This window comes from Arthrobacter sp. SO3 (assembly GCF_020532825.1).
Classification (GTDB): domain Bacteria; phylum Actinomycetota; class Actinomycetes; order Actinomycetales; family Micrococcaceae; genus Arthrobacter.
Window position 1 is genome coordinate 45,565 of record NZ_MQTS01000244.1, and the last position, 1,733, is coordinate 47,297.

Consider the following 1,733-nt stretch of genomic DNA (forward strand, 5'->3'; position numbering starts at 1 on the left):
CGCCGCTGAGTCCCCGTTCGCTGAGGAGACGGAGCATTGTGGGCACGAGGACCAGCCGGGTGATGCCATCATGGCTGACCGCGGCATGGACGTCGCCGACATCGAAGCGGGCCAGGGTGTGGAATTCCGAGCCGGCGTACAGGCACTCTGCCAGGGCGTAGAGGTTCAGGCTGGCCGCGAGCGGCCCGGGCGCCAGGGTCCTGTCATCCGAGGCCAGGCCAAAAAATTCGACCGACGCGTCGAAGGACAGCCGCCAGGAACCCCGTGAGCGGGTAAAGGCCTTGGGGACGGACGTGGTGCCAGAGGTAAGGCCGATCAGGAAGGGAGTGTCCGGGAGACCGTCGACGAGCTCCAGCCCGTCCACGAGGTCGGCCCCGGACACGGCGTCTGCCGCGGCCGGGACGGTGCCCCGGATCCTGTCCCTGATACCGTCCTGCAGCTGCTGCGGCCAGGACGGGTCCAGCACGGCGCACTGCCGGTCCCCGGCGACGGCGGCGGCGAACGAGACAGCGAAGTGCAGCGAATTCTCCTCAGACAGCACGCTCACCGCGGGCGTGCCGGGCAGCTGCCGGACGGCCGCGTCCCGCAGTTCTTCCCAGCTCAGGCGTTGCCCGGCCACGACGACGGCGGTCCCGTCGGGGCGGTCATCGGCCCAACGCTGGAGGCTGTCGAGAAAAGGCATCAGATCAACTTTACCGGCCCTGGGCGGCCAGGACGCCGGTACGCGATATTGTGACAGCATGAGTTTCAATGACAACGTCCAACTGGACCCTTCCCAGGTCCAGGACCGGCGCGGCATGGGCCGCGGGGTCAAAGTCGGGGGCGGGATCGGCGGCGGCATCATCCTGCTGATCGCGGCCCTGCTCGGCATCAATCCGAGCCTCCTCGAAGGGCTGGGCGGCACCACGCAGGATCCCGGGTCGCAGAGCCAGGGCACTGACCCGGCCTGCGTCAGCGGAGCCGACGCGGACGCCCGGCTGGACTGCCGGATCGTCGGCACGGTCAACAGCCTGAACGCGTTCTGGCCGGCCTACCTCGCCCAGTACAACAAGCAGTACCCGCAGCCCAAGACCGTGATCTTCACGGGCGGCACCAACACCGGCTGCGGCGCCGCGACATCGGAAGTGGGGCCGTTCTACTGCCCGACGGACACCACCGCGTACTTCGACCCCGGATTCTTCCAGGAACTCGTGGACCGCTTCGGCTCCTCCGGCGGACCTCTCGCGCAGGAGTACGTGGTCGCCCACGAGTTCGGCCACCACGTCCAGAACCTCCTCGGGAACCTGGACCGGGCCCAGCAGGATCCCCAGGGACCGGAATCCGGGGGCGTCCGCGTGGAGCTCCAGGCTGACTGCTACGCCGGGCTGTGGGTCCGCTACGCCACCACGCAGAAGGATCCCAAGACCGGGCTGCCGTTCCTGGATCCGCTGAAGCAACAGGACTTGCAGGATGCCCTGTCCGCCGCCTCGGCGGTTGGCGATGACCGGATCCAGAAGGCCGCGACCGGCCGGGTCTCCCCCGAGTCCTGGACGCACGGTTCCAGCGCGCAGCGGCAGAAGTGGTTCTACCAGGGCTACACGAGCGGCGACATCAACCAGTGCGACACCTTCGGCGTCGCCACCCCCTGACAGCAGATCGGTTGCTCCGTAACGGCCGTTTTGACGGCCCGCAAGGGCGGTTATGGAGCAGCCGACTCCACACGGTACGACGACGGCGGGCCCACCTCCCAGAGG

1 protein-coding gene and 1 pseudogene are annotated in these 1,733 nt (G+C 68.6%); one reads left to right on the top strand and one right to left on the bottom strand.

Annotated elements, in window-relative coordinates; genetic code table 11:
- A pseudogene (locus BJQ90_RS21260) lies at window positions 1-682 on the bottom strand (AMP-binding protein); the annotation flags it as partial.
- A gap of 58 nt (window positions 683-740) precedes the next feature.
- Between BJQ90_RS21260 and BJQ90_RS21265 the strand changes: the two are divergent.
- On the top strand, window positions 741-1,628 hold the full coding sequence (locus BJQ90_RS21265) for a neutral zinc metallopeptidase (protein WP_226762164.1): 888 nt from the start codon (window positions 741-743) through the stop codon (window positions 1,626-1,628).
- The last annotated feature ends 105 nt before the right edge of the window (window positions 1,629-1,733 follow it).

What these genes read in the sequence shown, in the direction of transcription:
- BJQ90_RS21265 (WP_226762164.1), top strand. Translation starts at nt 741, where the DNA reads ATGAGTTTCAATGACAACGTCCAACTGGACCCTTCCCAGGTCCAGGAC.